23 protein-coding genes are annotated in these 24,704 nt (G+C 69.4%); 6 read left to right on the plus strand and 17 right to left on the minus strand.

The window, feature by feature from the left end:
* Positions 1–21: 21 nt before the first annotated feature.
* From JFB92_RS12580 to pruA, 6 genes are all read right to left on the minus strand, one after another.
* The gene (locus JFB92_RS12580; RefSeq protein ID WP_199038870.1) at positions 22–2,532 is read right to left on the minus strand and encodes a CHAT domain-containing protein; all 2,511 of its coding nucleotides are present in this window, start codon (positions 2,530–2,532) and stop codon (positions 22–24) included.
* Between the two features lie 10 nt (positions 2,533–2,542).
* Positions 2,543–3,073 (minus strand): hypothetical protein, encoded by a 531-nt coding sequence (locus JFB92_RS12585; RefSeq protein WP_199038873.1) that lies wholly within the window; start codon positions 3,071–3,073, stop codon positions 2,543–2,545.
* Positions 3,060–3,674 (minus strand): RNA polymerase sigma factor, encoded by a 615-nt coding sequence (locus JFB92_RS12590; protein ID WP_199038878.1) that lies wholly within the window; start codon positions 3,672–3,674, stop codon positions 3,060–3,062. Before JFB92_RS12590 ends, JFB92_RS12585 begins: the two co-directional genes overlap by 14 nt.
* 9 nt (positions 3,675–3,683) lie before the next feature.
* Entirely contained in the window at positions 3,684–5,231 is a 1,548-nt protein-coding gene (locus JFB92_RS12595) for a S8 family peptidase (RefSeq protein ID WP_199038881.1), read from the minus strand.
* 314 nt (positions 5,232–5,545) lie between these two features.
* Positions 5,546–5,788: a DUF397 domain-containing protein gene (locus JFB92_RS12600; protein ID WP_199038884.1), complete on the minus strand. Its 243-nt coding sequence runs from the start codon at positions 5,786–5,788 to the stop codon at positions 5,546–5,548.
* A gap of 67 nt (positions 5,789–5,855) precedes the next feature.
* The gene (pruA, locus tag JFB92_RS12605) at positions 5,856–7,484 is read right to left on the minus strand and encodes an L-glutamate gamma-semialdehyde dehydrogenase (protein WP_199038887.1); all 1,629 of its coding nucleotides are present in this window, start codon (positions 7,482–7,484) and stop codon (positions 5,856–5,858) included.
* A gap of 177 nt (positions 7,485–7,661) precedes the next feature.
* On the opposite strand from pruA, the gene JFB92_RS12610 reads away from it, so the two are divergent.
* On the plus strand, positions 7,662–8,567 hold the full coding sequence (locus JFB92_RS12610; RefSeq protein ID WP_199038890.1) for a hypothetical protein: 906 nt from the start codon (positions 7,662–7,664) through the stop codon (positions 8,565–8,567).
* A 2-nt stretch (positions 8,568–8,569) separates the two neighbouring features.
* On the opposite strand, the gene JFB92_RS12615 is transcribed toward JFB92_RS12610, so the two are convergent.
* The 4 genes from JFB92_RS12615 to secA form a co-directional block, all read right to left on the minus strand.
* Positions 8,570–9,004 (minus strand): type II toxin-antitoxin system VapC family toxin, encoded by a 435-nt coding sequence (locus JFB92_RS12615; RefSeq protein ID WP_199038893.1) that lies wholly within the window; start codon positions 9,002–9,004, stop codon positions 8,570–8,572.
* Positions 9,001–9,249, minus strand: coding sequence for a ribbon-helix-helix protein, CopG family (locus JFB92_RS12620; RefSeq protein WP_199038897.1), 249 nt, complete (start codon positions 9,247–9,249; stop codon positions 9,001–9,003). Before JFB92_RS12620 ends, JFB92_RS12615 begins: the two co-directional genes overlap by 4 nt.
* 99 nt (positions 9,250–9,348) lie before the next feature.
* Positions 9,349–9,813, minus strand: a complete 465-nt coding sequence (locus tag JFB92_RS12625; RefSeq protein ID WP_199038900.1) for a DUF6912 family protein — start codon at positions 9,811–9,813, stop codon at positions 9,349–9,351.
* Between the two features lie 4 nt (positions 9,814–9,817).
* Positions 9,818–12,742 carry a preprotein translocase subunit SecA gene (gene secA, locus JFB92_RS12630; RefSeq protein WP_199038903.1) on the minus strand — a complete coding sequence of 975 codons (2,925 nt, stop codon included), beginning with the start codon at positions 12,740–12,742 and terminating at the stop codon, positions 9,818–9,820.
* A 115-nt stretch (positions 12,743–12,857) separates the two neighbouring features.
* Here secA and JFB92_RS12635 point away from each other — a divergent pair, with 115 nt between their 5' ends.
* The 3 genes from JFB92_RS12635 (at position 12,858) to JFB92_RS12645 (ending at position 16,199) form a co-directional block, all read left to right on the plus strand.
* Positions 12,858–13,973: a GNAT family N-acetyltransferase gene (locus JFB92_RS12635; protein WP_199038906.1), complete on the plus strand. Its 1,116-nt coding sequence runs from the start codon at positions 12,858–12,860 to the stop codon at positions 13,971–13,973.
* 4 nt (positions 13,974–13,977) lie between these two features.
* A complete protein-coding gene (locus JFB92_RS12640; RefSeq protein ID WP_199038909.1) occupies positions 13,978–14,955 on the plus strand; it encodes a GNAT family N-acetyltransferase in 978 nt (325 codons plus the stop codon).
* Positions 14,956–15,047: 92 nt separating this feature from the next.
* Entirely contained in the window at positions 15,048–16,199 is a 1,152-nt protein-coding gene (locus tag JFB92_RS12645) for a L,D-transpeptidase (protein ID WP_199038914.1), read from the plus strand.
* A gap of 111 nt (positions 16,200–16,310) precedes the next feature.
* Here the strand turns inward: JFB92_RS12645 and hpf are convergent, their stop codons facing one another.
* From hpf to JFB92_RS12670, 5 genes are all read right to left on the minus strand, one after another.
* The gene (gene hpf, locus JFB92_RS12650; RefSeq protein WP_199038917.1) at positions 16,311–16,979 is read right to left on the minus strand and encodes a ribosome hibernation-promoting factor, HPF/YfiA family; all 669 of its coding nucleotides are present in this window, start codon (positions 16,977–16,979) and stop codon (positions 16,311–16,313) included.
* A 384-nt stretch (positions 16,980–17,363) separates the two neighbouring features.
* Complete coding sequence (locus JFB92_RS12655) at positions 17,364–18,008, minus strand: ComF family protein (protein ID WP_199038920.1); 645 nt, start codon at positions 18,006–18,008, stop codon at positions 17,364–17,366.
* Between the two features lie 49 nt (positions 18,009–18,057).
* A complete protein-coding gene (locus JFB92_RS12660; protein WP_199038923.1) occupies positions 18,058–19,353 on the minus strand; it encodes an ABC transporter permease in 1,296 nt (431 codons plus the stop codon).
* Positions 19,353–20,645, minus strand: coding sequence for a permuted SH3 domain-containing protein (locus JFB92_RS12665; protein WP_199038926.1), 1,293 nt, complete (start codon positions 20,643–20,645; stop codon positions 19,353–19,355). Before JFB92_RS12665 ends, JFB92_RS12660 begins: the two co-directional genes overlap by 1 nt.
* Before the next feature lie 78 nt (positions 20,646–20,723).
* Complete coding sequence (locus JFB92_RS12670) at positions 20,724–21,413, minus strand: ferritin-like fold-containing protein (RefSeq protein WP_199038929.1); 690 nt, start codon at positions 21,411–21,413, stop codon at positions 20,724–20,726.
* A 289-nt stretch (positions 21,414–21,702) separates the two neighbouring features.
* Between JFB92_RS12670 and JFB92_RS12675 the strand changes: the two genes are divergently transcribed.
* Together JFB92_RS12675 and JFB92_RS12680 are read left to right on the plus strand one after the other, a co-directional pair.
* On the plus strand, positions 21,703–23,253 hold the full coding sequence (locus JFB92_RS12675; RefSeq protein ID WP_307789130.1) for a DEAD/DEAH box helicase: 1,551 nt from the start codon (positions 21,703–21,705) through the stop codon (positions 23,251–23,253).
* A 9-nt stretch (positions 23,254–23,262) separates the two neighbouring features.
* Entirely contained in the window at positions 23,263–23,490 is a 228-nt protein-coding gene (locus JFB92_RS12680; protein ID WP_199038932.1) for a hypothetical protein, read from the plus strand.
* Here JFB92_RS12680 and JFB92_RS12685 read toward each other — a convergent pair.
* Positions 23,487–24,032 (minus strand): hypothetical protein, encoded by a 546-nt coding sequence (locus tag JFB92_RS12685; protein ID WP_199038935.1) that lies wholly within the window; start codon positions 24,030–24,032, stop codon positions 23,487–23,489. The two genes, JFB92_RS12680 and JFB92_RS12685, sit on opposite strands and share 4 nt — an antisense overlap.
* A 43-nt stretch (positions 24,033–24,075) precedes the next feature.
* Positions 24,076–24,690: a MarC family protein gene (locus JFB92_RS12690; protein WP_307789131.1), complete on the minus strand. Its 615-nt coding sequence runs from the start codon at positions 24,688–24,690 to the stop codon at positions 24,076–24,078.
* Positions 24,691–24,704 lie beyond the last annotated feature (14 nt).

A 24,704-nucleotide genomic window follows, 5' to 3' on the forward strand; every position in this document is an offset into this window, starting at 1 on the left:
CCAGGTATCGGCCATTCGCGCTCACGCTCCGAAGCAGACGAAGGGGTGCCAGGGGCGGTTCTCGCCCACGGCTGCCAGGGCCTCGGCCGGGGTGGCTCCTGCGGCGCAGCGGCGGTGGTAGTCGATCATCATCTCGGCGGCCAGGTCATCGGGGACGCGGCCGAGACTGGAGACCACTGTAGAAGTGCCGGCGTGCAGGAGCGCCGCGGTGAACCCGAGCGTCTCGTGTCCCACGGTGACCGTCGACCGTCCCAGGTCGCAGGAAGACAGGACCACGTGGGCGGGAGGCTGGTCGAGGCCGAGCAGCTCGTAGGCGTTCAGCGGACCTTGGGCGAAGTTCAGGCGCGAGAACAGGACGTTCTCGGGCTCGTGGTTCCCATGGGCGGCGAGGTGGGCGACCGAGGCGCCGTCCAGCGACTGGAGGATGACTTCGGGGTCGGACTTCTCGGCGGGTATCAGGTTGGAGCCCGGATAGAGTTCGGCGACCTCGACGATCTCGGCCCCGGCCCGGTTCAGCGCCGGACCGGCCGCGACGAGCGCCGGGCCGCTCGCCCGGGTGCGGGTGGCCGCGCGCCACCATGCCTCGGCGGATGGCGCGACCGTGAGCGGCCTGCCGCGCAGCGGAGGCAGCAGGGGCCACGGTACCCAGGCGATCTGGGAGTGCGGCACGAACACCACTTGCCGGTCCCCGACGTAGTCGCTGATCGGATCCCAGATGCCGGCGGCGAGCGCATCCGTGTTGCGTTTCAGGGACCGCTCGACGCTGAGCCGCAGCATATCGGGAAGCCGGTTGGAACCGAGCGCGTCCAGGTCGGCTCCGAGCCGCCGACCGGCCTCGGCGGCCTCCTCGGTGTCCATGAGTTGGACCTGCCGGAGCTCGTCTCCCCCGGCGAGCACCGCGCAGAGTCTGCCGGCGATCCCGAGCATCGTCACCAGGACGGTCTCCCGCTCCTGCGCGAGGCCGTGGATCACTTCGGGCGTGATGCGCTCCTCTTGACGCCGCGGCCCCGGCCTCCCGCGGTCGTAGGTCCGGATCTCCTCTTCAAGCTCCCGCACACGCGACTGGAACCCGGTCGGGTCCTCTCCTGCCGCTCGCTGAGCCCAGATCTGCTGACGGGCCTGACGAAGACGACCGAGGACCTCCCGGACATGCGAATCGGCGCTCGACTTCACCGGTGGAATGCGGAGGACCTGCGCCCTGCTCCGCTCCGCCCACTCCAATGTGTCCCCGGGCGAGTTCCCGCGGCCTGCCCTGCCCAGGCCCTTGCTCGCCAGTTTGATTCCCAATGCCGACACGCCGGCCTGGAATTCCACCGAGCCGAACTCGACCCGGTAGGTGTCCAGCAGGTCCAGTCCCTGGCGGAGATACGGCAGCGGGTCCTCTCCGCGGGCTTCGGCGAGTTCCGCCTTCGCCAGGTGCCAGGCCAGGCTCTCGGCCAGGGTCTCGTAGACCTTGCTCTCGGGCGGCAGGTGCAGCCGGGCCTCGGCCTCTTCCAAGTCCCCCGAGCGAATCCGCGCCCGGGCGGCGAGCACCCTGGTCTGGGCGAGCCGCAGCGCCCACCCGCGGCTCTCGAGCGCGTCGCACAGGCGCGAGACCTTGTCGGCGAAGTCCGAGCCTTCCCGATTCGAGTCGAACTGTCCCTGCAGGATCAGCAGCTGCGCCAGGAAGGCCATGGGCTCGTTGCCCTGCTGGTACAGGGAGTCCATCGCCTGCTTCGCCCAGGCACCGGCCAGTTCGAACTGATTGTCCTCGAACGCCACCACCGCTCGCCAGAACTCCGCGATCGCGGCGTCCCTGCGGTTTCCGGACGACCGCATGATCTCGATTTCCGCGGACCAGTGCTCTACGGCCTGCGAGTACAGGCCGACGCTCAGCAACGCGTCGGCATAGGAGCCGTGGAGATATCCTTCGAGCTCCGGGGAGTGCTCCCGGTACTGGGTCCTGACCTCGTCGAACGTCTGCAGCGCCCTCGTCACCTCTCCGAGGTCGAACCAGTGCAGCGCCTCCTGGTGCATGGCCTTGGCCCGATGCACGGGACTGCCCATCTTCGTGTAGAGTTCGACGGCATTCTGCGTGCTCTGCAGGCCCTTCTCGACCTCTCCGAGGTCCCGCCACACTCCGCCCCGGTTGACGAAGAGTCCCGCGTACATCCAGTCCGGTCCATGCTCCTCCAGGTACGGCTCGGCGGCGTCGAACCACTGGAGACTGTCGCGCGGGCGACCGCTCAGCCACAGGATCAGTGCGCGCTGGTGCAGGAGCATCCCCCGGTCGCGCGCGTCGGCGAAGGGTTCGGCCCAGGCGAGCGACTGGAAGCCTTCGTTGGGTTTTCCCTGGCTGGTCAGATTCGCCGCCCGCACGACCAGCACCCGGACGATCAGTCGCGCACGGGCGGTACCTGTGACCGGCGGGTTCTCGGGGTCCCAGTCCAGCAGCTCCAATGCTGCTTCGAGCGCCTCGGACGCCTCGGCGGTGCGGCCGCGACGGTCCAGACGCTGGCCGCGTGAGAACATGCGCCATGCGCGAGAAAGCATTCTTTACATGCTACAGCCGTACTGCGGGTGTCACGACGACCGCCGGAAGCCCCTCACGCTGCAGTCCTTCAGCCGGTCGAATCACGAGTTGAAACATCTGGCCGTGCGGAAGACCCTCCAGGACGAATCTGCCGGTCTCATCGGATGAGGCCAGTTTGGTCGCTTGCGGACTCCGTATCTCGACTTCGTAGGTGCCTTCCGGACCGATCCACCCGTCTAGCCGCACTTCGCCCATTGCGGTGGGCCGCGGGGTGACCATGACGGTCACGGTCTCGCAGTCGAAGGTGATCGACGCGTGATCGCCCTGCCCGACTGCCAGATCGGCCTCGCCTCTGACGAGAGAGAGCTCGTTCTGGCTGATGCTCGCCACGCGGGCGTCGAGTTCGGCCTCGATTTCGAGCGCGAACAGGATCCTCTCGTTGAGGTCCTCCGGGATCGGATCGTCCGTCCGATGCAGTTCGTTGATCACCGTCAGAATTCGCTGGTCGCAGGAGTCCAACGGCTCGTAGTCACCCTGGTCCTCAAGTTCAGGTCGCGTCATCGTCCTGCTCCTCACCTCTGCCCCAGCCCGGATCGGCCAGCAGCGTCTTCCTCAGTTTGTTCAGGCAACGGCCCCTGGTGGGGCCGATGCTTCCCCTCTTCATCCCCAGCGTCTCGGCGATGTCGTCGTAGTCGGGCCGGTCGACCGACGCCACGAAGGCGAGCAGTCTCCGGCACTTTTCCGGCTGGGCAAGGAAAGCACGCCGCACGGCCTCGTGTTCGGTATCGCGGACCAGGCTGTCCTCGATGCCTTCGATGGTCGGTTCTTGGATGTCGATCGGATCGGAGGCGATCTCGCGGCGGGAGCCGCCGATCAGCTTCCAGGCTTCGCGCCTGACGGTGGTGAGCAACCATTTGGTCAGCGCTCGTGGTTGTTCCAGCTCGTTTCCAGGGCGCCACAGGCGAAGCCACGCGGTCTGCACGGCGTCGGAGGCGCTCTCCCGGTCCAGGCCCGCCCGACGCGCCGCCCGCCAGAGCAGCTCGTTGAGTTCCTCGACCAGGGTTCGCTGAGCACTTCTGTCGCCGCCGCGCGCGGCGAGGTACAGCTGCGCGCGGCGGTCGTAGTCCACAGCGGTCACCGATTGAGCCGGAATCGCGTTCATTCCCTCAGGCTAACGGTTTTTCAATCGCTTGAGGGCCCCGTGGACCCACGTCGCGGCCTGGACGGAGTTCTCGACCGCCGCCGGGGGAACGCCTGAATCGGCCATCTCGTTGGCCAGGTATGCGGCCGCCACCGGCGCGGCGAACGAGGTGCCGCTCCAGATGGCGTATCCGGCCGAGAAGTCGTCCGGGTCGTGGCTCTCCCGGTGGCGGTCGATCGAAGACATCGACTGCCGATCGGGCATGCGCGATCCCTTGCCGTCGCATGGGAACGTGCTCACCAGGGCCGCGCCGGTGGCGAAGCACGAGACCCAGGTGCCGTCGTTGGAGAACATCGCGACGTTCCGGTTGGAGTTCAGCGCCGCCACGCTGACGACCGGGGCGGAGTCCTCGGCCTGCGGGTGCGCGGCGAAGGCTGCCGGATAGAACGGGCGGTCGGAGGACTGGTTGCCGGCCGCGGCGACCACCGGCACTCCGAGGGCCGTCAGGCGATCGACCTCCGCCTTGAGCCAGCGACCGGGCTGGTCGTCGGGGTCCTCGTCGACGTATCCGCTCGCCACGACCACCATGTCGGCCTCCACCGCCTGAGGGTCGCCGCCCCGGGCCGCTTCGACCTGGTTCGCCACATGGCGCAGCGCCGCGATCATCTCGTGCTCGTAGCTGAGCCCGTCGTTGTGGACGACTCGCAGCGAGTACACCTGGACGTCCGGGGCCATCTGGCGAAGCAGGCCCGTCATGAACGTCCCGTGGCCGTAGTGGCTGGCGATCTCCTTGATCAGGTTGGGTTCGTGGACCGGTCCCTCCCACGGCGTCTTCAGCGGTCCCGCGAGGGAATCCGCGTGCTTCGCCAACTCCTCCTGGAACTCGTGGTCGACCACCACGAAGGTGTCCTCGCGCATGGTCCGATCGGAGACGTCGAACGCGGGGTGCTGCCGGGGCACGCCGGTGTCGAGGATCGCGACCTTGACTCGGCGATCCAAGAGGCGTCGCGGAGGCATCGGGTTCACCATGTCGACCGGGATGCGCCCGAGTGGGCTCAGGTGCGCTCCCACCGGGGACGGCTCGGGGCTGCCGATGCTGGGACCGTTCTTCGAGCACACCAGGAGGTGCTCCAGGCCGACCTTGGCGGCGATCTCGTCCTCGAGCCGGCCCTGGGTCACCGCCGAGCGCACGGACTGGAGCACCGCCCAGGCGTCCACTGTCGCGGGGCCTCCCCGGCCGCTCAGGGTGACCGGCACTCGGCTCGAGCCCTGACCGGCCACGATCGACCTGGCCGACTGGCATTCCAGCTTCAGGCCGTTCGGGCGCAGCGCGTCGGAGAGCCGACCCCGCGCGTCCGGGTCCCCCACGACGGACTCATCCACAAGGAGTCGGTCGTAGCGGTAGATGGTGCCGACCGGCATGGGCTGCTCGGGTGCGCGGACCACGTCTCCGGGGCGCAGCACACGGCTGCCGTGGCGGTCCAGCGCGATCGGAGAAAGTTCGGGGACACCGTCCATCAGATGGCGACCGGGGTTCGGCTCCAAGTGCGGCTCTTCGTTGGCGAAGACCAGACGCATGGGGAGCTCCTCTCGTCTCGGGGGTGTATGTGGATGTGGTTGTGATGCGAGCCCACGACTCGCAAGAGGGGCGGGTCCACATGGACGATAGCCCTCGGGACTGCTGTGGCGCGTGCGCCCAGCTCGGTTGTTCAGATCGGGAGGCACTCTAAACCCGAAATGCCGCCATCGTCACGGACTGGGACGTTATCAACGGCATTCACCCCTGAAGAGTCCCGCGCCCGTCCCGAGATACACGGGTCGGCGGAATTTCTTCGGGGGTCCGGGCCGCACGGACGGCCGCCCGGCGGGCCGATCAGAGGTCGGGCGTTGGTCTAGGCCCAGGTCGGGAGGTCGAATTCGCCGTCCCGCAGACCCTCCTGGAACGCCTTCCACTCCTCGGGGGTGTAGATGAGGATGTCGCCGTCGGGGTCGTCGGCCCGGCGCAGGGCCACCATGCCGTTGTCGGCGTAGCCGATCTCCAGTTCTCCGGGGGTGCCGTCCTCGGTGGCGGGCCGCTCCCAGCGGGCGGCGGCGGTGTCGAATTCTCCCTTGAGCGGGTGCTCACGCTTGGTCATCGCTCAAGCATAAGGGGCCCGGACCCTCCCGGTCCGAGCCCCTTTGAGTCGCTTCGCGCGCCGCTACTCAGCCCTGATGCGGGTAGCGGTACTCGGTCGGCGGCACGAAGTTCTCCTTGATCGAGCGCGGGCTGATCCAGCGGACCAGGTTCTGCCAGGAACCGGCCTTGTCGTTGGTGCCCGAGCCGCGCGAGCCGCCGAACGGCTGCTGGCTGACGACGGCGCCGGTCGGCTTGTCGTTGATGTAGTAGTTCCCGGCCGCGAACCGCAGGTCCTCGCTCGCGCGGGCGATGGCGGCCCGGTCGGTGGCGAACACGGCCCCGGTCAGCGCGTACGGGGCGACGTCGGCGGCCTGGCGCACGACGGCGTCGAACTCGGAGTCCTCGTAGACGTAGACGGCGTTGATCGGGCCGAAGTACTCGTCGGTGAACACCTCGTGCGTCGGGTCGGTCGCCTCGATCAGGGTGGGCTGGACGAAGAAGCCCTCCGAGTCGTCGGCGGTGCCGCCGGTGACGACGGCGGCTTTGTCGTCGCCGGCGATCCGCTCGAACAGGGCGGTGTGCTTGGCGTAGGCCCGCTCGTCGATGACGGCGCCGCCGAAGTTGGAGAAGTCGGTGACGTCGCCGTAGGAGACGTCCTCGGTCATGGCGACCACGTTGTCGCGCAGCCCGTTGTTCCACAGGGACGCCGGGACGTAGGTGCGCGAGAGCGCCGAGCACTTCTGGCCCTGGTACTCGTAGGCGCCGCGGACCATGGCCACCGCCAGCGCCTGCGGGTCGGCGCTGGGGTGGGCGATGATGAAGTCCTTGCCGCCGGTCTCGCCGACGATCCGCGGGTAGGCGCGGTACCCGGAGATGTTCTCCCCCACCGTCCGCCACAGGTGCTGGAACGTGCCGGTGGAGCCGGTGAAGTGGATGCCGCCGAGGTCGGGGTCGACCAGGGCGACGTTGCTGACCGAGTCGCCGCGGCCGGTGACCATGTTGATGACCCCCGGGGGCAGCCCGGCCTCGAGCAGGACCTTCATGATGAAGTGGGCGGCGAACTGCTGGGTGGTCGAGGGCTTCCAGATCACCGTGTTGCCCATCAGGGCCGGGGCGGTCGGCAGGTTCCCGGCGATGGCGGTGAAGTTGAACGGCGTGATCGCCACCACGAAGCCGTCGAGCGGCCGGTGGTCGGTGCGGTTCCACAGGCCCGCCGAGGAGTTGGCCTGCTGCCGGTAGATGCCCTCGGCGAAGCTGACGTTGAAGCGCAGGAAGTCGATGAGCTCGCACGCGGAGTCGATCTCGGCCTGGGCGGCGGTCTTGGACTGGCCGAGCATGGTCGCGCCGTTGAGCACGTCGCGGTAGGGCCCGGAGATGAGCTCGGCGGCGCGCAGGAAGATCGCGGCGCGGTCGGCGAAGGACATGCGCATCCAGTCGGCGCGCGCGGCCTTGGCGGCGGCCACGGCGTCCGCCACCTCGGAGTCGGTGGACTCGCGGGTGATGCCGAGGACGTGGCGACGGTTGTGGGGCTGGACGACCTCGATCTCGGAGCCGGTGCTGCGCCGCCACTGGCCGGCGATGTTCATGTCGAGTTCGAGCTGCGTGCTGGCGAGCTCGGCGAGCTTCTTCTGGAGGCTCTCGCGCTCGGGGGTGCCCGGTGCGTAGCCGTGCACCGGTTCATTCGTCGGGGTGGGGACGTTAAACAAGGCGTCCATCGCATTCTCCCAATGATTCGATGGTAGTACTGGGCATGGCTCTGTGTTTCAGAGGCTACCCTATGCGCTCCGTTTCCGTCATCATCGCACAGTTCGGCCGCGCCGACCCCATGCGAGGCGTACAAATACGGACCCAGTGTGATGTGGCTGCCCACAAGCGGAAAGTACCCTGGGCTGGTGACCGATACACAGGATTCGCTCCTCGACCAAGGGGAGGACGCCGGCCGGGACGAGCGGGTGCCGGAGCCGGGGCGCGAGCACCTCTCCGTGACCGTCGCGCTCGCCGTCGGCGCGGCGGCCTCACTTGCGGGCGTGCTCGTCTCGCTCTACTCACTCGCCGGCATGTCCGACGGGCTCGACGACACCGGCGTGGTGATCCTGGCGAACAGCCTGTTCAGCCCCGTCATCGTCGCCGTCTTCGCCGGAGCGGTCGGGGGCCTGGCCGCCGCCAGGCTCCCCGGGCCGCGGATAGGCCTGACCGTGGCCGGGTTCGCCGTAGTCGGCCTGGTCGGCGGCGTCGCGGCCTACCTGGCGTTCCGGGTCGACGCCGGGATCGCACTCGCCCTGGCCCTGGTCCTGTTCGGCTCGACCCTGCTCGGCGGGGCGCTGACGCTGACGCGCCACCGCCTCCCGGTCGCCGCCGGACTGTCGGCCGCATTCGTGCTGCTGCTGATGATGTTCGCGCGGGGCTTCATCGACGCCTCGCAGGTCAGCCTGTGGTCCGACCCGCTCGACCAGTACGGCGCGCTCGGCGCGGCCGCCCCGTTCGCGGCGGGCCTGATCTGCGGCTTCCTCGCCTACGTGTTCCTGCGCAAGGCCGACGCCGGGGCCAGGCTGCCCGGGTACCTGTTCGCCGGGGCCCTGCCGGGCGCGATCTGGCTGATGTCGACGATCATCACCCAGGTCGGCGTCGAGGTCGTGCTCGCGCTCGGTGTGGACCAGATCTCCTCGCTCGACTCGGCCTTCTTGAGCCTGAGCTTCCAGTGGCAGTACAACGGCTCGATGACCGTCCTGTTCGGCGGCGCGGTCTGCGCCGTCCTGGCCTACGGCCTGCTCACGCCCAAACCCGACAAGAATAACTGACTTCAGCAGTCCGCCGGAAGGATCTTGAACGAGTCGAATCCGGCCGTCAGCGGCCTGATCGCACGAAAATCGCGCTGGTCGAGCGTGAAGATCAGGTCGGTCTTGTACTCGTCGGCAAGAACGACTCCGACGCAATCGGCCAGGTCGAGCTCAAGGGTCGAATACTTGCGTTGCACTTCGTGGGCGATCTGCAATCGCTCGAGAGTGATCGCACCGAGTACGTCGTCACCATCGGCCAACCTACCCAGCAGCACCCCTATGACGGCGTGTGCTGTATCGAATCCGCTTCGCGCGTAGGCGAGATGGTGAAGTTCTGTGAGCACCATCGGCGATAGCACGAAGGTCTCGGCGTTCAGCACCGAAACCGCGGCATCGTGCTCGGGTTCCGTCCGACCGAACGCCGCCAGCAGCGCCGACGTATCGGCTATGACGATCACCGGCGAGCGGCCTTGCGCTCGATCGCCTCATCGAGCGCGCGTTCCTGCTCCTCCAGGGTCATAGGCTCACCGAGATCGAATACCGGCAGTGGTTCCCTCTCTGGACGGTGGTCCTCGACATACTCGGACACGATTCGGCGCAGCAGCTCGGCACGAGTGATTCCGAGCTTCCTGGCCATGGCGTCAAGTCGCCAGATGTCAGTCTCACGCAGATATGTCGTGGTCTTCCGCTGCTTCTCAGCCATGCGATATATGGTACCCGCTATGGTGGCAGGGTCCGCACCTGGTAAATAGAACTTCTGGTCTTGGATCCGCAAGGAACCCCGAGCCGTGTCGTACGGAGGTCAGCCGACTCCCGGCAGGTTCTCCAACAGGTCCCGGAGCTCGGAGGGGTCGTACCAGTCGAGGACGTGGGACTCGACCTCGTCGAAGTCCGGGTCGTCAGCGGCCAGGGCCGCGGCGACCGTCTCGGCCGCGTCGGCGTCGTCGACGTGCACCGCGGCGACCTTCGCCAGCTTGACGCTGCCCGAGAAGCCGGCGGCGGTGCCCTCGGCGTGCTCGCTCAGCAGGCGCTCCGGCACGTCGCACGAGACGACCGCCCGGCGCGGGACCTGGCCGGCCAGGAGCGCCAGCGAAGCCAGCGCCGCGTCGGCGAACGCGGTGTACTCCAGGTCGTCGTCGGCCGCCTTCGGGTCGAGCCGCCGCAGCGCCTCGGTCACCATGTGGACCGGCTCGGTCGGCTTCAGCTCCCCGGTCTCGGCCAGGGAGCCGAGCATCGCGACGTTCGCCGGTACGTAGATGCGCCTCATGCGTCTATTCTGCGGCCCCGCCGGGGGCGCCGTGGCAGCGCTTGTACTTCTTTCCCGAACCGCACGGGCACGGGGCGTTCCGCGACGGCTCGCCCGCGCTGGTGCGCTGCTGCGGATTCGCCTGCTGCGCCGGCGGCTTCGTCGTCGCGGCCTTCGGACCGGACTGGCGGGTGCGCTTCGAGGCGACCTTGGCGCTGCCCTTGCTGCCGGCCCCGGGGGTGCGCTTGACGTCCCGCTTGGAGCCGCTCTGCACCGCCTTCGGGGGCCGCTTGGCGAACACCCCGGCCTGGTCGGTGGCCTGCGTCTTGGCCGTCCCGCCGGTCCCGTCGGCGCCGTCGATGCCGGGAGCCGACTGGATCAGCTGCTCGGGCTGGCGCAGCGGCTCCAGGCCCCGGATGCGGGCCACCGGCTCCTTGTCGGCCGACTCGCCCTCGCCGGGCTTCTTCAGCTCGGCGTTCATCAGGAACCTGACCGTGTCCTCCTTGATGCCGTCGAGCATCGTCTGGAACATGTCGTAGGCCTCGCGCTGGTACTCGATGACCGGGTCGCGCTGGGCGTAGGCGCGCAGGCTGATGCCCTGCTTGAGGTAGTCGATCTCGTACAGGTGCTCGCGCCACTTGCGGTCGATGGTCTGGAGCACGACGCGGCGCTCGAGCTTGCGCAGGACCTCCTCGCCGAACTCGACCTCGCGGTCGGCGTAGACGGCGCGGGCGTCCTCGCGGACCGCCTCGAGCAGGTCGTCCGGCTCCAGGTGCTCGATGCCGCCGACCCGCTCCAGCAGTTCCTTGTGGGTCAGGCGGATCGGGTAGAGCTGCTTGAAGGCCCGCCACAGCTCGTCGAGGTCCCAGTCCTCGGCGTAGCCCTCGGAGGTCGCCCCGGCCACGTAGGCCTCCAGGACGTCGTCGAGCATGTGCTGGATCTGATCGGAGACGTCGTCGCCGCGCAGCACCGACAGCCGCTCGCCGTAGATGACGCTGCGCTGGTTGTTCATGACCTCGTCGTACTTGAGGACGTTCTTGCGCAGCTCGGCGTTGTGGCCCTCGATCTGGGACTGCGCCGACTCGATCTGGCGGGTCACCAGCTTGGACTCGATCGGGACGTCGTCGGGCACGCGCAGCCGGTTCATCATGGCGCGCACCGCGTCGGCGTTGAACCGCTTCATCAGGTCGTCCGACAGCGACAGGTAGAACCGCGACTCGCCGGGGTCGCCCTGGCGGCCCGAGCGGCCGCGCAGCTGGTTGTCGATGCGCCGCGACTCGTGGCGCTCGGTGCCCAGGACGTAGAGGCCGCCGACGTCCTTGACCTCTTCGGCCTCGGCCTCGCAGGAGGCCTCGAACCTCCGGAGGGTCTCCTCCCACTCCTTGGCGTAGGTCTCCTCGTCGGCCTCGTCGACGCCGCGGGAGCGCAGGTCGGCGGCGGCCATGTACTCGGGGTTGCCGCCGAGCATGATGTCGGTGCCTCGACCGGCCATGTTGGTCGCGATCGTGACCGCGCCGCGCCGCCCGGCCTGGGCGATGATGTCGGCCTCACGCGCGTGGTTCTTGGCGTTGAGGACGTTGTGCTTGACGCCGCGCTTCTTGAGCGCGTTCGAGAGCGCCTCGGACTTCTCGACCGTGACGGTGCCGACCAGGACCGGCTGCCCGGACTCGTGCCGCTCGACGATGTCGTCGGCGACCGCGCCGTACTTGGCGTCCTCGGTCTTGTAGATGACGTCGGAGCGGTCGTCGCGGATCATCGGCTTGTTGGTGGGGATGGGGATGACGCCCATCTCGTAGACCCGGTGGAACTCGGCGGCCTCGGTATGGGCCGTACCGGTGATCCCGGCCAGCTTCCCGTAGAGGCGGAAGTAGTTCTGGAGGGTGGTGGTGGCCAGCGTCTGGTTCTCCTGCTTGATCTCCACCCCTTCCTTCGCCTCGATCGCCTGGTGGATGCCCTCGTTGAAGCGCCGCCCCGGCAGCACGCGGCCGGTGAACTCGTCGACGATGACGACCTCGTCGGACTCGGTCACGATGTACTCGCGGCCGCGGGCGAACAGTTCCTTGGCCTTGATGGCGTTGTTGAGGTAGCCGACGTAGGGGGTGTTGACCGGGTCGTAGAGGTTCTCGACGCCGATCTGGTCCTCCACGCGGGCGACCCCGGCCTCGGAGATCGAGACCGTCCGCTTGCCCTCGTCGACCTCGTAGTGCTCGTCGCGGCGCATCCCGTTCACGATGTTGGCGAACTGGGAGTACCACTTCCGGTTGGTCTCGGTGGGGCCGGAGATGATGATCGGAGTGCGGGCCTCGTCGATCAGGATCGAGTCGACCTCGTCGACGATGGCGAAGTTGTGGCCGCGCTGCACCAGGTTGTCGATGGAGGAGGCCATGTTGTCGCGCAGGTAGTCGAAGGCCAGCTCGTTGTTGGTGGAGTACGTGATGTCGGCCTTGTAAGCCTCGCGGTGCTTCTCCGAGCCTTCGCCGGGCAGGACCACGCCGACGCTCAGGCCCAGGAAGCGGTGGATCTCGCCCATCCACTCCGCGTCGCGCCTGACCAGGTAGTCGTTGACCGTGACCTGGTGGACGCCCTTGCCTTCGAGGGCGTTGAGGTAGACCGGGAGCGTCGAGACGAGGGTCTTGCCCTCACCGGTCTTCATCTCGGCGATGTTGCCCTGGTGCAGCGCCGCGCCGCCCATCAGCTGCACGTGGAAGTGCCGCATCCCCCGCACCCGGTCGGCGGCCTCGCGGACCGTGGCGAATGCCTCAGGGAGGAGGTCGTCGAGGCTCTCGCCGTCGGCGAGCCGCTCCTTGTACTCGTCGGTCAGGGCCCGCAGCTCGGCGTCGGTGAGCTTCTCGTACTCGGGACCCATCGAGTCGATGGCGTCGGCAATGGCTTTGAGCCGCTTGAGCGCCCGCCCTTCGCCGGCTCGCAGTACCCTCTCGAACAACGACACGGAAATCCAGCTCCCAGCAACGGTCTTGACCCACGGATACGGGTAGATATCGCGTCCAATAGTACGCGTCACGACTACCTGGCCCCCGAAGCGGCCATCGGGCACAATCGTTGAGATGGAACCGGTCACCCTCCAAGCTGATGGCCTGCGGCTCGTGTCCTGGGAGCCCCGTCATCTGCCCGACCTTCAACTGATGTACGACGACCCGCTGGTGGAGCGGTATCTGGTGATGCCGCTGCCGTGGAGCGACTACCAACGCGACCGGTTCCTGGACCTGTGCGCCCGGCAGTGGCGGGCCGACAACCCCCGCTGGGCCGTGGTCGAGGCCGACGGGACGCTGGTCGCGTCGGTGGCGCTGACGCACGCCTACTCCAGGGAGGTCTCGATCACCTACCTGGTCGCGCCGTGGGCGCGCGGCAAGGGCGTGGCGCAGCGGGCGATCCGCGCCGCGAGCCGGTTCGCCTTCGACAACATGGGCATGCACCGGGTCGCCTGGGACGCGATCGTCGGCAACCACGCCTCGCGCCTGGCCGCGATCCGCGTCGGCTTCACCGTCGAGGGGATCAGCCGCAACGGGGTCAACCAGCGCGGAGCCTCCCGGGACTGCTGGGTGGGCGGGGTCGTCCCCGGAGAGCTCCGCGAGAGCGACGACCCGCCGCCGGACTACGGCGTCCTCAAGACGCAGGCGGCCTTCTTCATGGGCGAGCGGCCGGCGCTGGAGTCCGAGGCCGAGGGCCTGCGGCTGCGGCCGCTGTGCGGGGGCGACCTGGACGACCTGGCCGCGGCCTGCGCCGACGAGGAGACGCAGCGGTGGACGACGGTGCCGCGCGACTACACGCGAGAGGACGCCGAGAAGTTCTTCTCGCTCAGCGCCGAGCGGTGGAAACGCGGGACGCACATCCTCTATGTCCTGGCCGACTCCGAGGACCGGTTCAGCGGCTCGGTGGAGCTGATGCTGGAGGGACGCCCGCCCGGCGACGCCGAGATCGGCTTCCACACCGCGCCGTGGGCGCGCGGGCGAGGCTGGATGACCGCCGCGGTGCGCTGCTTGGCCGACCTCGGTTTCGAGCGTCTGGCCCTCGAGCGGATCGAATGGAACGCCACGGTCGGCAACGAGGCGTCCAGACGAGTCGCCGAGAAGGCGGGCTTCGTCATAGAAGGGACGAAGCGCCGCATCTGGCACGGTCCGGGCGAACGGGTTGACTCGTGGACCGGTTCCCTGCTTGGGTGAGGTCGTGCTTCCCTTCGAGCCTGTCACCACACCAGCGTTCACGCTCCAGCCCGCGAGAGGGGGCGCCGAGCCCGACTGCGGATTCGAGCCCGAGCTGGTGGCGGTCGGCCCCGATGGAGAGGAACCGTGGGGCACGCTGGGTCTGACCTCGGCGGAGGGGACGGTCGTCGCCCGGTTCTGGGTCGCCCCCGAACGGCGCGGGCACCGGATCGCGGCGGCCATGCTGCGGGCGGTCTGCCCCAGGCTGTTCGACTCGGGCACGGGCCGGGTCGAGACGCGGGCGCCGGTGAGCGACCGGGCCGCGATCCGCGCGGCGATGCGGGCCGGGTTCCGGCCCGAGGGTGTGCTGCGCGCGGGCGCGCCCGACGGGACCGACGCGCTCGTGCTCGGCCTGGTGCCCGACTACGGCGGCGGCCCGGCCCCGCGGGTGCTTCCCGACCTGCCCGGCGGGGAGCTGACCGACGGTGCGGTGGCGCTGCGTCCGCTGCTTCCCGACGACTTCGAGGCGCACCTGCGGCACCGCACGAGCCCGGACGTGTACGCGGGGGCCGCGCTGCCGCTGCCGCCGAGCGTCGGCGAGGTCGCCGAGATGTGCGAGTGGCGGGCGGCCCTCGAATGGCTCCAGGGCCGCTCGGCGCTGATGGTCATCGACGACGGTGACGGCTACCGGGGCACGATCGGGCTCTACCACGTGCAGCGCATGACCGGGTCGGGGATGATCGGCTACGACCTGGGGGCCGAGGCCCGCGGCAGGGGGTACGCGACGCGGGCGGTGGCGCTGGTGTGCCGGTGGGCCTTCGGCGAGGTGGGCCTGGAGCGGGTGTGGGCGGGCACGGACGTGCACAACGCCGCCTCGCAGGCGGTGCTGCGCCGGTCCGGTTTCCGGCTCGAGGGCCTCCAGCGCGGAGGGCTGCCGGCCCTCGACGGGTCCAGGCGTGACATGCTGCTGTGGGCTCGGCTTTCGGTCGACGCGCGGGATTGAGATCCAGTGCCTTCGCCGAGGCAACCTTCTGACCGGTGCTGCGCGTCGAATATATAGTGAACTGGTCGGATCACATTGTGGAGGAACCCCCCTTGAAACGCCGGACTATCGTCGCCGCCTCGGTGACGTCCCTCCTGCCGCTCGGCGCGTGCGGCGCGCCGCAGCAGGGGACGTTCACCCCCGCCCCGATCGTGCCCGAGATCGAATTCGACGCGAAGGACGGCCAGGACCCGACTTCCTCGTTCACCCTGAAGGCGGTGGACGGCATCTTCGAGGAGGTGACGGTCACCTCCGACCGCGCCAAGACGGTGGACGGCACGTTCAGCGACGACCTGACCGAGTGGACCTCGGAATCGGTCATGGACGCCGGCGCCACCCACACCGTGACGGCGATGGCCGTCAGCTCCGACGGGACCGTCACCGAGTTCGAGCGGCAGTTCACCACCGAGGGCCGGGAGGGCTCCGGTTTCGAGGTGGTCGACGTGACCCCGGTGGTCGAGGGCGAGAAGGTCGGGGTCGGCGCGCCGATCATCGTGACCTTCTCCGAGGCCGCGCCCGACAAGAAGACCGTCGAGAAGCTCCTGGAGGTCGAGTCGGAGGCCGAGCACGAGGGCGCCTGGCGGTGGATCACCGACTCGCAGGTCATCTACCGCACCAAGGAGTACTGGGAGCCGTACCAGACGGTCACGTTCAACGCCCGTTTCAAGGGCGCGCACCTCGGGAACGACGTCTGGGGCGCCGAGGACCACACCGCGACGATGGAGATCGGCCCCGCGAACATCTCGCGGGCCCACATCCCCGACTACCACATGGAAGTCGAGATAGACGGCGAAGTCGCCAAGACCATCCCGATCAGCTCGGGCAGCGGCGAGAAGTACGAGTACATCACCGCCACCGGCGTCCACCTGGTGATGGAGAAGATGAAGCACAAAGTGATGGTCTCCCCGGGCATCGAGGAGGGCGAGGAGGGCTACTACTCGACCCCGGTCGACTGGGCGACCCGCATCAACGCCACCGGGGAGTTCGTGCACGGCGCGCCCTGGTCGGTGTGGGCGCAGGGCAACACGAACGTCTCGCACGGCTGCCTGAACGCCAGCAACGAGAACGCCAAGTGGTTCTACGAGATCGCCCAGCGCGGCGACCCGGTCGAGGTGACCGGCACCGAGCGTCCGATGCCGCCCGGCAACGGCTGGGGCTACTGGATCATGACCTGGGAAGAGTGGCAGGAGGGCGAGGGCCTGTAGTCCTCGCGCCGACCTGCGGACCGGAGGCCCCGGGCTCTCGCCCGGGGCCTCGGCCGGTCCGGATGCCACCCCTCAATGCATCCGGACCTGTGAGACAAGTCCCCCTTGAAATCACATGTCGATTCTGAGCAGCCCGTAGTCGTAGGCGCGGCGCCGGTAGACCACGGACGGTTTGCCGCTCTCCTTGTCGTGGAACAGGTAGAAGTCGTGTCCGACCAGCTCCATGTTCTGGAGCGCGTCGTCGACCGTCATCGGTTCGCCGGGGTGGAGCTTCTCGCGGACGATGCGTCCGGGCAGGTGCTCCTCGACCAGGCCCTCGAAGTGGTCGACGTCCTCAGAGATGAAGTGCGCCGCTTCCGGGTCCTCGGTCCTGTCCGCGGTCTTCAGCGCGGTGCCGCCACCGTTGGCGTTCCCTACCGCCGTGGCCTCCGCCAGGGACATCGGGCGGGCCTTGCCGCCGCGGTGCACGCGCTTGCGGTCGGAGTTCTTCCGGAGCTGGTGGCCGAGCTTCGTGACGGCCAGCTCGAACGCCGAGCGGAAGTCCCCCGCGCACGCTTCGGCGCGCATGACCTTCCGCTTGGTCCGGCAGGTGATCTCGACGCGCTGGGCGTGGTCGTTCTGACGGGGGTTGGGCTCGTGGTAGAGCTCAACGTCGATGTCGATCGTCTCGCCGTCGTACCGGGCCAGGTACTTGGCGATCTTGGCTTCGATCTTCTCTTCGACGAGCTCGCGGTAGTGGTCGGGAACCTCTACGTTACGGCCCTTGACGACGATTTCCACCTCTGAACCTCCCAGTTGCACCCGGTAGCTGACCGGAGTGCAGAAGTAGTTCTGCGTTGCGGGGTCCGGAGCCGGTGGGTCCGGTACGGCGGAAGGAACAACCTCCTCTCGATGAGGGGACGACAGGTGTCCGGAGGTGTCTCGGCTTGGGAGAGTTCACCTTCGGTCCAGCGGTAATCCACCTGTTCCTGGTCGTCTCGTTACCGATCTGAGATCTTGAGACTATCCCCTGGGAAGCCGAAAGTCGACCCCTTGGTAATTGGAATTCTCCATCGCGGGCGGCTATGCGCGCGCGATATTCGGCGGACTCGCGATAACTTTTCGCAACCGTGTCCAAACGGTGCGCATCCGATTTGTCGGATCGATGACACCGCGAGAAGTAGATCACTGGCCGGCCGCGACCGCCACGGCCGCCGGAACCGCTATTCCGGCGCTCCTCAGCGCCGCCGCGGCGGCCGCCAGGGTCGCCCCGGTGGTGACGATGTCGTCGACCAGGACCGCCGGGCGGCCGGTCGCGGCCAGCGCTGCCGCCCGGGACGGCACCGCGACCAGGCTCCGGCGGGCCTGCCGCCGCCGCTGCTCGGGGCTCAGGCCCACCGAGTCGGGCCTCGGCCGGGCCCGCAGGCAGCGCCGCACCCGCCCGATCGGGCGGCACAGGGCCGCCACGTGGTCGAAGCCGCGCTCGCGCCGAGCGGCGCGCGTGGCCGGGATCGGCACCAGCACCGCGCCGGGGACCTGCTCGGCCACCGCCGCGAACGCCTCCTCCAGCAGCCCCGACAGGGCCGGGGCGAGCTCGCGGCGGCCGCGCTCCTTGTACTCGTTGAGCACCTCGGCCAGGACGCCGTCGTAAGCGCCCGCGACGACCGTCGGCGGGGCCTGCCGCTCGCGCGGCACGGCCAGGACCGGGCCGCGGTCGGGCAGGCCCGCCGCGCACGCCGCGCACAGGCCGCGGCCCGATGCCGGGGCCTCGCGGCAGGCGGCGCACGCGGCGGGCAGGAACAGTTCGGTCAGGGCCTCGGCGAGTCGCATACCGGGCCTAACGAAGAGGGGGGCGTCTGGTGATCCAGGGCGGTCTGGATCACCAGACGCCCCCTAAGGTCCTCAAGGTGATTGCAGGGGGGATGCGGGAGGCGCGCCAGGCGGGGTAGACGCCGGCGACGACGCCGACCACGGCCCCGACCGCTGGGCCCGTGGCGAGCAGGACCGGCTCGAACACGATCTGCCAGTCCCGCATGAGCGAGACCGCCGCGACCACGTTCACCCCCAGCACGGTCCCGAACAGGCCGCCGATGAGCCCGATCAGGGTCGATTCCCACACGAACTGCATCGCCACCGCCCGCCGCGCGGCCCCGACCGCGCGGCGCAGGCCGATCTCCGAGCGTCGTTCCATCACGCTGACCAGCGCGGTGTTGGACACCGAGACCGCCCCGATCACCAGCGACACCGCCGCCAGCCCCAGCAGCAGGGCCTGCATCTCGTTCTCCACGCCCTTGCGGAACCCGGACAGGTCCCCGGGCTTGGACACCGAGAGGTTCTCCGGGCCCTCGGGGAACAGCGCGGTCGGCGCCGAGGCCGCGACCTTGTCGGCGGCCCCCAGGTCGGTGCGGATGAACATCTGCGCGGCCTCGAAGTCCTCGTCGGCGGCGGTGCACGGTTCCGGAGGGACGACGATCGCGCTGGTCAGCTTCGCCTCCCCCTCGGGGGCCTCGAAGATCCCCACCACCGCGTAGCCCTCGCCGTCGAGGTAGACCATCGGCCCGCCCTCCAGGGAGGTGTAGCCCAGGTCGCGGGCGGCCGAAGCGTCCAAGATCGCGACCTTGTCGCCGCGGGCGACGTGCCCGTCGTCGAAGCCCGCGCCCTCGGCGAACTCGAAGTCGTAGGCGGCCATCGCCCCCGGCTCCATGCCGTAGACGGGGAAGCCGCGCTCGTAGTAGCCCTCCGGGGTCCGGGCGGCGGCGACCTCCTCGCCGGAGGCGCACATGATCCCCGCAGCGGCCACGCCCTCGATGCCGCGGACGCGGTCGCCGTCCTCGGTACTCGGGGCGTAACCGGCGTCGCGCATCGAATTGGAGAAGGAGACGGTCACCTCGGTGGCCTCGGTCGCGTCGAACCGCTCGGCGATGGCCGCGGCCGAGGTCGACGACAGGCCGACCGTCGCCACCGTGGCCGCGATGCCCAGCGCGATGCCGATCGCGGTCATCCACGTGCGCATCGACCGGCCCCGCAGGGACGCCAGGGCCTCGTGGGCGATGCCCAGGCTCTTGACCCCGAAACGGGGCTTGGACCCGATCGCCGGCTCCTCGTCCGGCGGCACGGTCGACAGTTGCAGGGTCTCGGTCTCGACCGGCTCCCGGTCGCCCGCGTCGCGGGCCATCAGCCGTTGCCCCGGTCGCGCCAGGCCACCACGACCTTGTCGCCGGCCGACAGCTCGCCCTCGACCGGCTCGACCACGCCGCGGCCCTCGTGCCGCAGCGTCACGGTCACCTCCACGTGCCGCTCGGTCTCGTCCTCGCCTTCGAGGACGGTCAGCATCGTCCGGTCCTGGGAGTCGGTCCACAGTGCCGACAGCGGCACGATCAGAGCGTCCTCGGCGCTGCGGGCGCGCACCAGCACCACGTCCTGCTCGGTGCCCGGTACGAGCTCATCGGGGTTCTCGACATCGTCCTCGTCGAAATCGAAGACCGCGAACGTCTTCTCGACCGTCCCCGACTCCCCCTCCTCGCCGGGGAATCCATCCGAGCCCTCGTCGTCCTCGACCTCGCGCGTCTCCAGCTCCGGGACCGGCGCCTCCGTGCCCTCCAAGGGCCCCGAGCCGTAGGCCAGCTCGGCGTCCTCGCCGAACCTGTCCAGCTCCGAGGCCTCGTCGCCGCTCAGTTCGGCCTCGAGCTTCCAGTCCCCCGACACCAACGTCATGACCGTGCCCTCGACCGGCGCCGACTGCTGCGCCGAGATCTTGCCGACCTGCATCGGCAGCTCGGGCAGGAACACCACCTCCGAGGCCGGGAGCGTGACCCGGTCGACAGTGGACGTCTGCGCGCCGCCGCCGAACTCGTCGCCGTCCTCGGCCCCTTCACCGCCGGGCTCGGGGTCGCCTTCTTCTCCGCCGTCGCCGTCGTCCTCGACCGTCTCGGTCACCGTCGCCGGCTCGTACCCCAGGTTCTCGTAGAGCTTCTCCAGGTCACTGGCGGTCCGGTCGTCGAACTCGCCGTTCACCGGAGTCCCGTAGATCCAGGCCAGGGCCTGCTGCAACTGCTCGACGTCCGGGCCCGAATCGCCCTCGACCAGGTCCCGGTAGGCCGGCACGTCCCCCGGCAGCGCGATCATCGGCCGCCCCGACACCTCGAGGAGCACCGTCCCGGCGTTCACCTCGTCGCCCGCCTCGAGCGGGATCTTCGAGGCCAGAGCGGTCTCGACCCCCTCCGGCGCCGACGGCGCCGGGACGTCGAAGTCCCCGGTCCGATCCAGCGTCGCGGTGAACTCCATCAGATCCAACAACTGGTCCTCTTCGACCCGCACCGCGATCACCGAGTCCTCTGGCTCGGCCGTCTCCTCGGCCAACTGGGCCGGAGTCCGCGCCTGCGCCGCGTAATACCACGCCGCCCCGGTCGCCCCCAGCAACGCCACCGCCAGCACCCCGCTGACGATCCGGCTTTTCGTGAGCCGCATGAAGCTCCACCTCCGATCCCAAGACGCGGAGGGGAGAACGTCCAGTTGCGGCGGATTAGTCTCGATTCGGTAACGGCATCAGTTGTTCAGGCCGACGGCCCTCATGCGCTCCTGGTGGGCCCGGGTGAGCGTGCGCAGCAGCTCGTCGACCGAGCCGCCGTCGCCGCTGATCAGGCCGGTGAGGCTCTCGTGGGCGGCGGAGACCGCCAGGGCCCGGTTGATGCCCTCGCCGATCAGCCTGCGCGCCCACAGCGACAGCCGCCCGGCCGCGGCCGGGTCGGACTCGACGGCGGCGCGGATCTCGTCGGCGGCCAGCCCCGCGGCAGAGCCCTCCTCCAGCACCCGCTCGATCAGGGCCCGGTCCTCCGATTCGAGCTTCGGCGCCACGGCCCGGAAGAAGTCGTCGCCGACCGCGTCACCGACGTAGACCTTGACGAGGGCCTCCAGCCAATCGCGGGGCGAGGTCTTGGCGTCGAAGGTCCGGAACGCCTCCTGAAACGGCGCCATCGCCTCGGCCGGATCGACCCCCAGCGCGCTCAGGCGGTCCGCCAGGAGCCGGTAGTTGCGAATCTCACCAACCGCCGCCTCGCCGAGTCGGGCGCGCCTGCCCAAGTCGGGCGCCAGACGGGCGTCGACGGCCATCCGCTCGAACGCGAGGAGCTCCCCGAGCGCAAGCAGCCCAAGGAGATCGATGACGGCCTCACGGCTCGGGCGCCAGTCGCCCCCGGTACCGTCGCCGCCCGGGGCGGGATCAGTCTGTTCGGACACGACGGCAGAGTATCACCGGGCCCGCAGGCGTCCTCTCCTTCGGCGCGGGCACGGCGTACCGAGACGAACCGGTGGTTACCGCGTACGATGGTGAAGGAGACCGCGGCCCTCACGTGGCAGATTCCCTGAACAACGCGGTCTGAGAGCCGCTGCGACGCGATGCGTCGCGGCGCGACTGTGAAGCGGCGACACACCGGATCCGGGGGTCGTCGCCGCTGTATAGACGAGACAGAGATGTGGCGCCGAGTTTCCCGGATCTCTAGAAATCCTCCGCCACGAGGTGAACAGAGTGAACGAAGTGAACAATGACCGGTCCGAATCAGAAGGGCCGACCTTCAGCGAACTCGGGGTTCGCGAAGAGACCGTCGAGGCGCTGTCAGCGCTGGGAATCGAACGGGCTTTCGCCATCCAGGAGTACGCGATCCCGATCGGACTGCGCGGCGTCGACATCGTCGGCCGCGCCCCCACCGGTACGGGCAAGACATTCGGGTTCGGACTCCCGATAATCGACAAGATCAAGTCCTCCGAGGAAGGCGCCGACGGACGTCCGCAGGCCCTCGTCCTCGTGCCCACCCGCGAACTCGGACTCCAGGTCGCCCGCGACCTCGAGGACGCCGGCAAGACCCGCTCGATCAGGGTCCTGCCGATCTACGGCGGCCGCGCCTACGAGCCGCAGATCGAATCGCTCCGCAGCGGCGTCGACATCATCGTCGGCACCCCGGGGCGCCTGCTGGACCTCTACAAGTCCAAGCACGTGAAGCTGGACCAGATCGCCCACTGCGTCCTCGACGAAGCCGACCGCATGCTCGACCTCGGCTTCTCCGACGACGTGGAGCGGATCCTGGGGCTGCTGCCCGAGCAGCGCCAGACGATGCTGTTCAGCGCCACCATGCCCGACTCGATCATGGGCCTCTCGCGCCGGCACATGAACCGGCCGATCACCGTCACCGCCGACGTGACCGGCCCCGACGAGGAACGCGCCTCGCACACCCGCCAACTGGTCTACCTGACCCACGCGCTCAACAAGATCGAGGTCACCGCCCGAATCCTCCAGGCCGAGGGCCGGGGCCTGACGATCATGTTCTGCCGCACCAAGCGCGCCGCCCAGAAGCTGGCCGACGAGCTCGACTTCCGCGGGTTCGCGGTCGGCTCGGTCCACGGCGACCTGGGCCAGAACGCCCGCGAGCGCGCGCTGCGGGCCTTCCGCGCGGGCAAGATCGACGTGCTGGTGGCCACCGACGTGGCCGCGCGCGGCATCGACGTCCCCGACATCACGCACGTGATCAACTACGACTCACCCGAGGACGCCGACAGCTACATCCACCGGATCGGCCGCACCGGCCGCGCCGGGGCCTCGGGCATCGCGGTCACCTTCCTGACCTGGGAGGACCTGCCGCGGTGGAAACTCATCGTCAAGGCCAACGGCCTCGAACTGGGAGACCCGGTCGAGACCTACCACACCTCCGACCACCTCTACACCGACCTCGGCATCCCCACCGACGCCCCGCCGGCCCTGCCGAGCGAGCAGCGCAAGCGGGACGGCCTGGGCGCCGAGCAGGAGGAGAACGTGGAGGGCTCGGGCGGCCGCGGGCGCGGCCGGAACCGCCGCAAGGGCGGCGGAGGCTCGGGCGGCGGCCGGGGCGGACAGTCCCAGAACCGCCAGCGCCGCCGCACCCGCGGCGGGGAGTCCAAGCCCGCGGAGGCCCCGAAGGAGGGCCGGTCGCCGAAATCGGATTCGGCACCGAAGGCCGAGAGCACCGCGGACGGCGCCGCTCCGAGGCGCAGGCGCCGTCGCCGCCGTCAGGGCGGCTCCGGCGAAGGCCGGTCCGACGCGAACTAAGCTGCCCCTATGAGCAGTGAAGGGGCCTACGACGGCCCGCCACCGAACGACCCGCCGCCCAGGGGGTGGCGGGTCGAGACGGTCGCCCTCCCGGCCGAACCCCGCCGGATGCCCGCTCAGGACCACGGCGCGATCGACGCCGCCGAGCAGCGGGCCAGACTGGTGACCCACTGGACGGCCCTGCTGGCCGTGGCCCTGATGTTCGCGGTGATCATCATCGGGATCGTGCGGGGCTAGTTCCCCATCTTCGGGTCCCAGACCATGGAGGCGCCCGAGTCCCCGGAGTTGAAGACCATCCAGGCGGCCAGCCCCAGCAGCGCGAAGGCGATCACGCCCAGCACGATCATGACGATCCTGCGGCCGCTCGCGGCCGGGTCCTCTCCTGCCGGGGCGCTCTCCTCGCCGTCCGCCGGCGCCGGACCGCCGCTGTCGCGGACCGCTGCCGCGCGGCGCCCTCGCTCGAGCGCGGCGAACAGGAACCAGACCGGGATGAGCCCGACCAGGATCCACAGCAGCCGCCAGCCGAAGTCGCGGTGGTCGTTGACCACGTCGGGCCAACCGGTGGGGTAGAGGTAGTCGGCGAGCTGCTCGCCGCTCCAGATGGCGCCGTAGACGGCGGCGGGGGCGATCAACGCCAGCGCCCCCACGACCCAGCCGATGCGCCGCCGCAGCGGCGGCACCAGCAGGTAGAGCACCCCGAACAGCACCAGCAGCGGCACGAGGATGACGGGCGCGTGCACGGCCAGCGGGTGTATGGGCAGATCCAGAATCGTCGTCATAGCAGTTAATTGAACCTTATATAAACCACGGTCGGGGCTCGGCTCACGTGTTCTGGAAGATTTCGACGTATCCCATGACCGCGTCGGCCATGAGCTGCACCGCGATCGCGGCCAGCAGGACGCCGGAGATGCGGGTCAGGACCTCGATGCCGCCGCGGCGCAGGACGCGCACCAGGAATCCGGAGAACCGCATCACCAGGTAGATCACGACGTGGATGAAGATGATCGCGAGCGCGACCCACAGGTAGTCGATGGTGCTGGGCGCCTGCTGGACGAACAGGATCACCGCCACGATCGCGCCGGGCCCGGCCAGCAGCGGGGTGCCCAGCGGCACCAGCGCGATGTTGGAGGTGGCCTGGTTCGGCGCCTCGTCGGCCTGACCGGTGAGCAGTTCGAGGCTGACCAGGAGCAGCAGCAGTCCCCCGGCGCCCTGGAGGGCGGCCAGGTCGATGCCGAGGTAGTTGATGATCTGCTGCCCCAGCAGCGCGAACAGGGTGATCACGCCGAGCGACAGGCAGGTGGCCTGGAGCGCGGCGCGGTTGCGTTGGCGCTGGTCCATCGCCCCGGTCAGGGCCAGATAGATCGGCACGATGCCGGGCGGGTCCATGATGACGAACAGCGTCACACCGACCGTGATGATGAATTCGAGTTCCCCCACGCGGTGAGTATGGC

Source organism: Glycomyces salinus (assembly GCF_016428645.1).
In the GTDB taxonomy this organism is placed as follows: domain Bacteria; phylum Actinomycetota; class Actinomycetes; order Mycobacteriales; family Micromonosporaceae; genus Glycomyces; species Glycomyces salinus.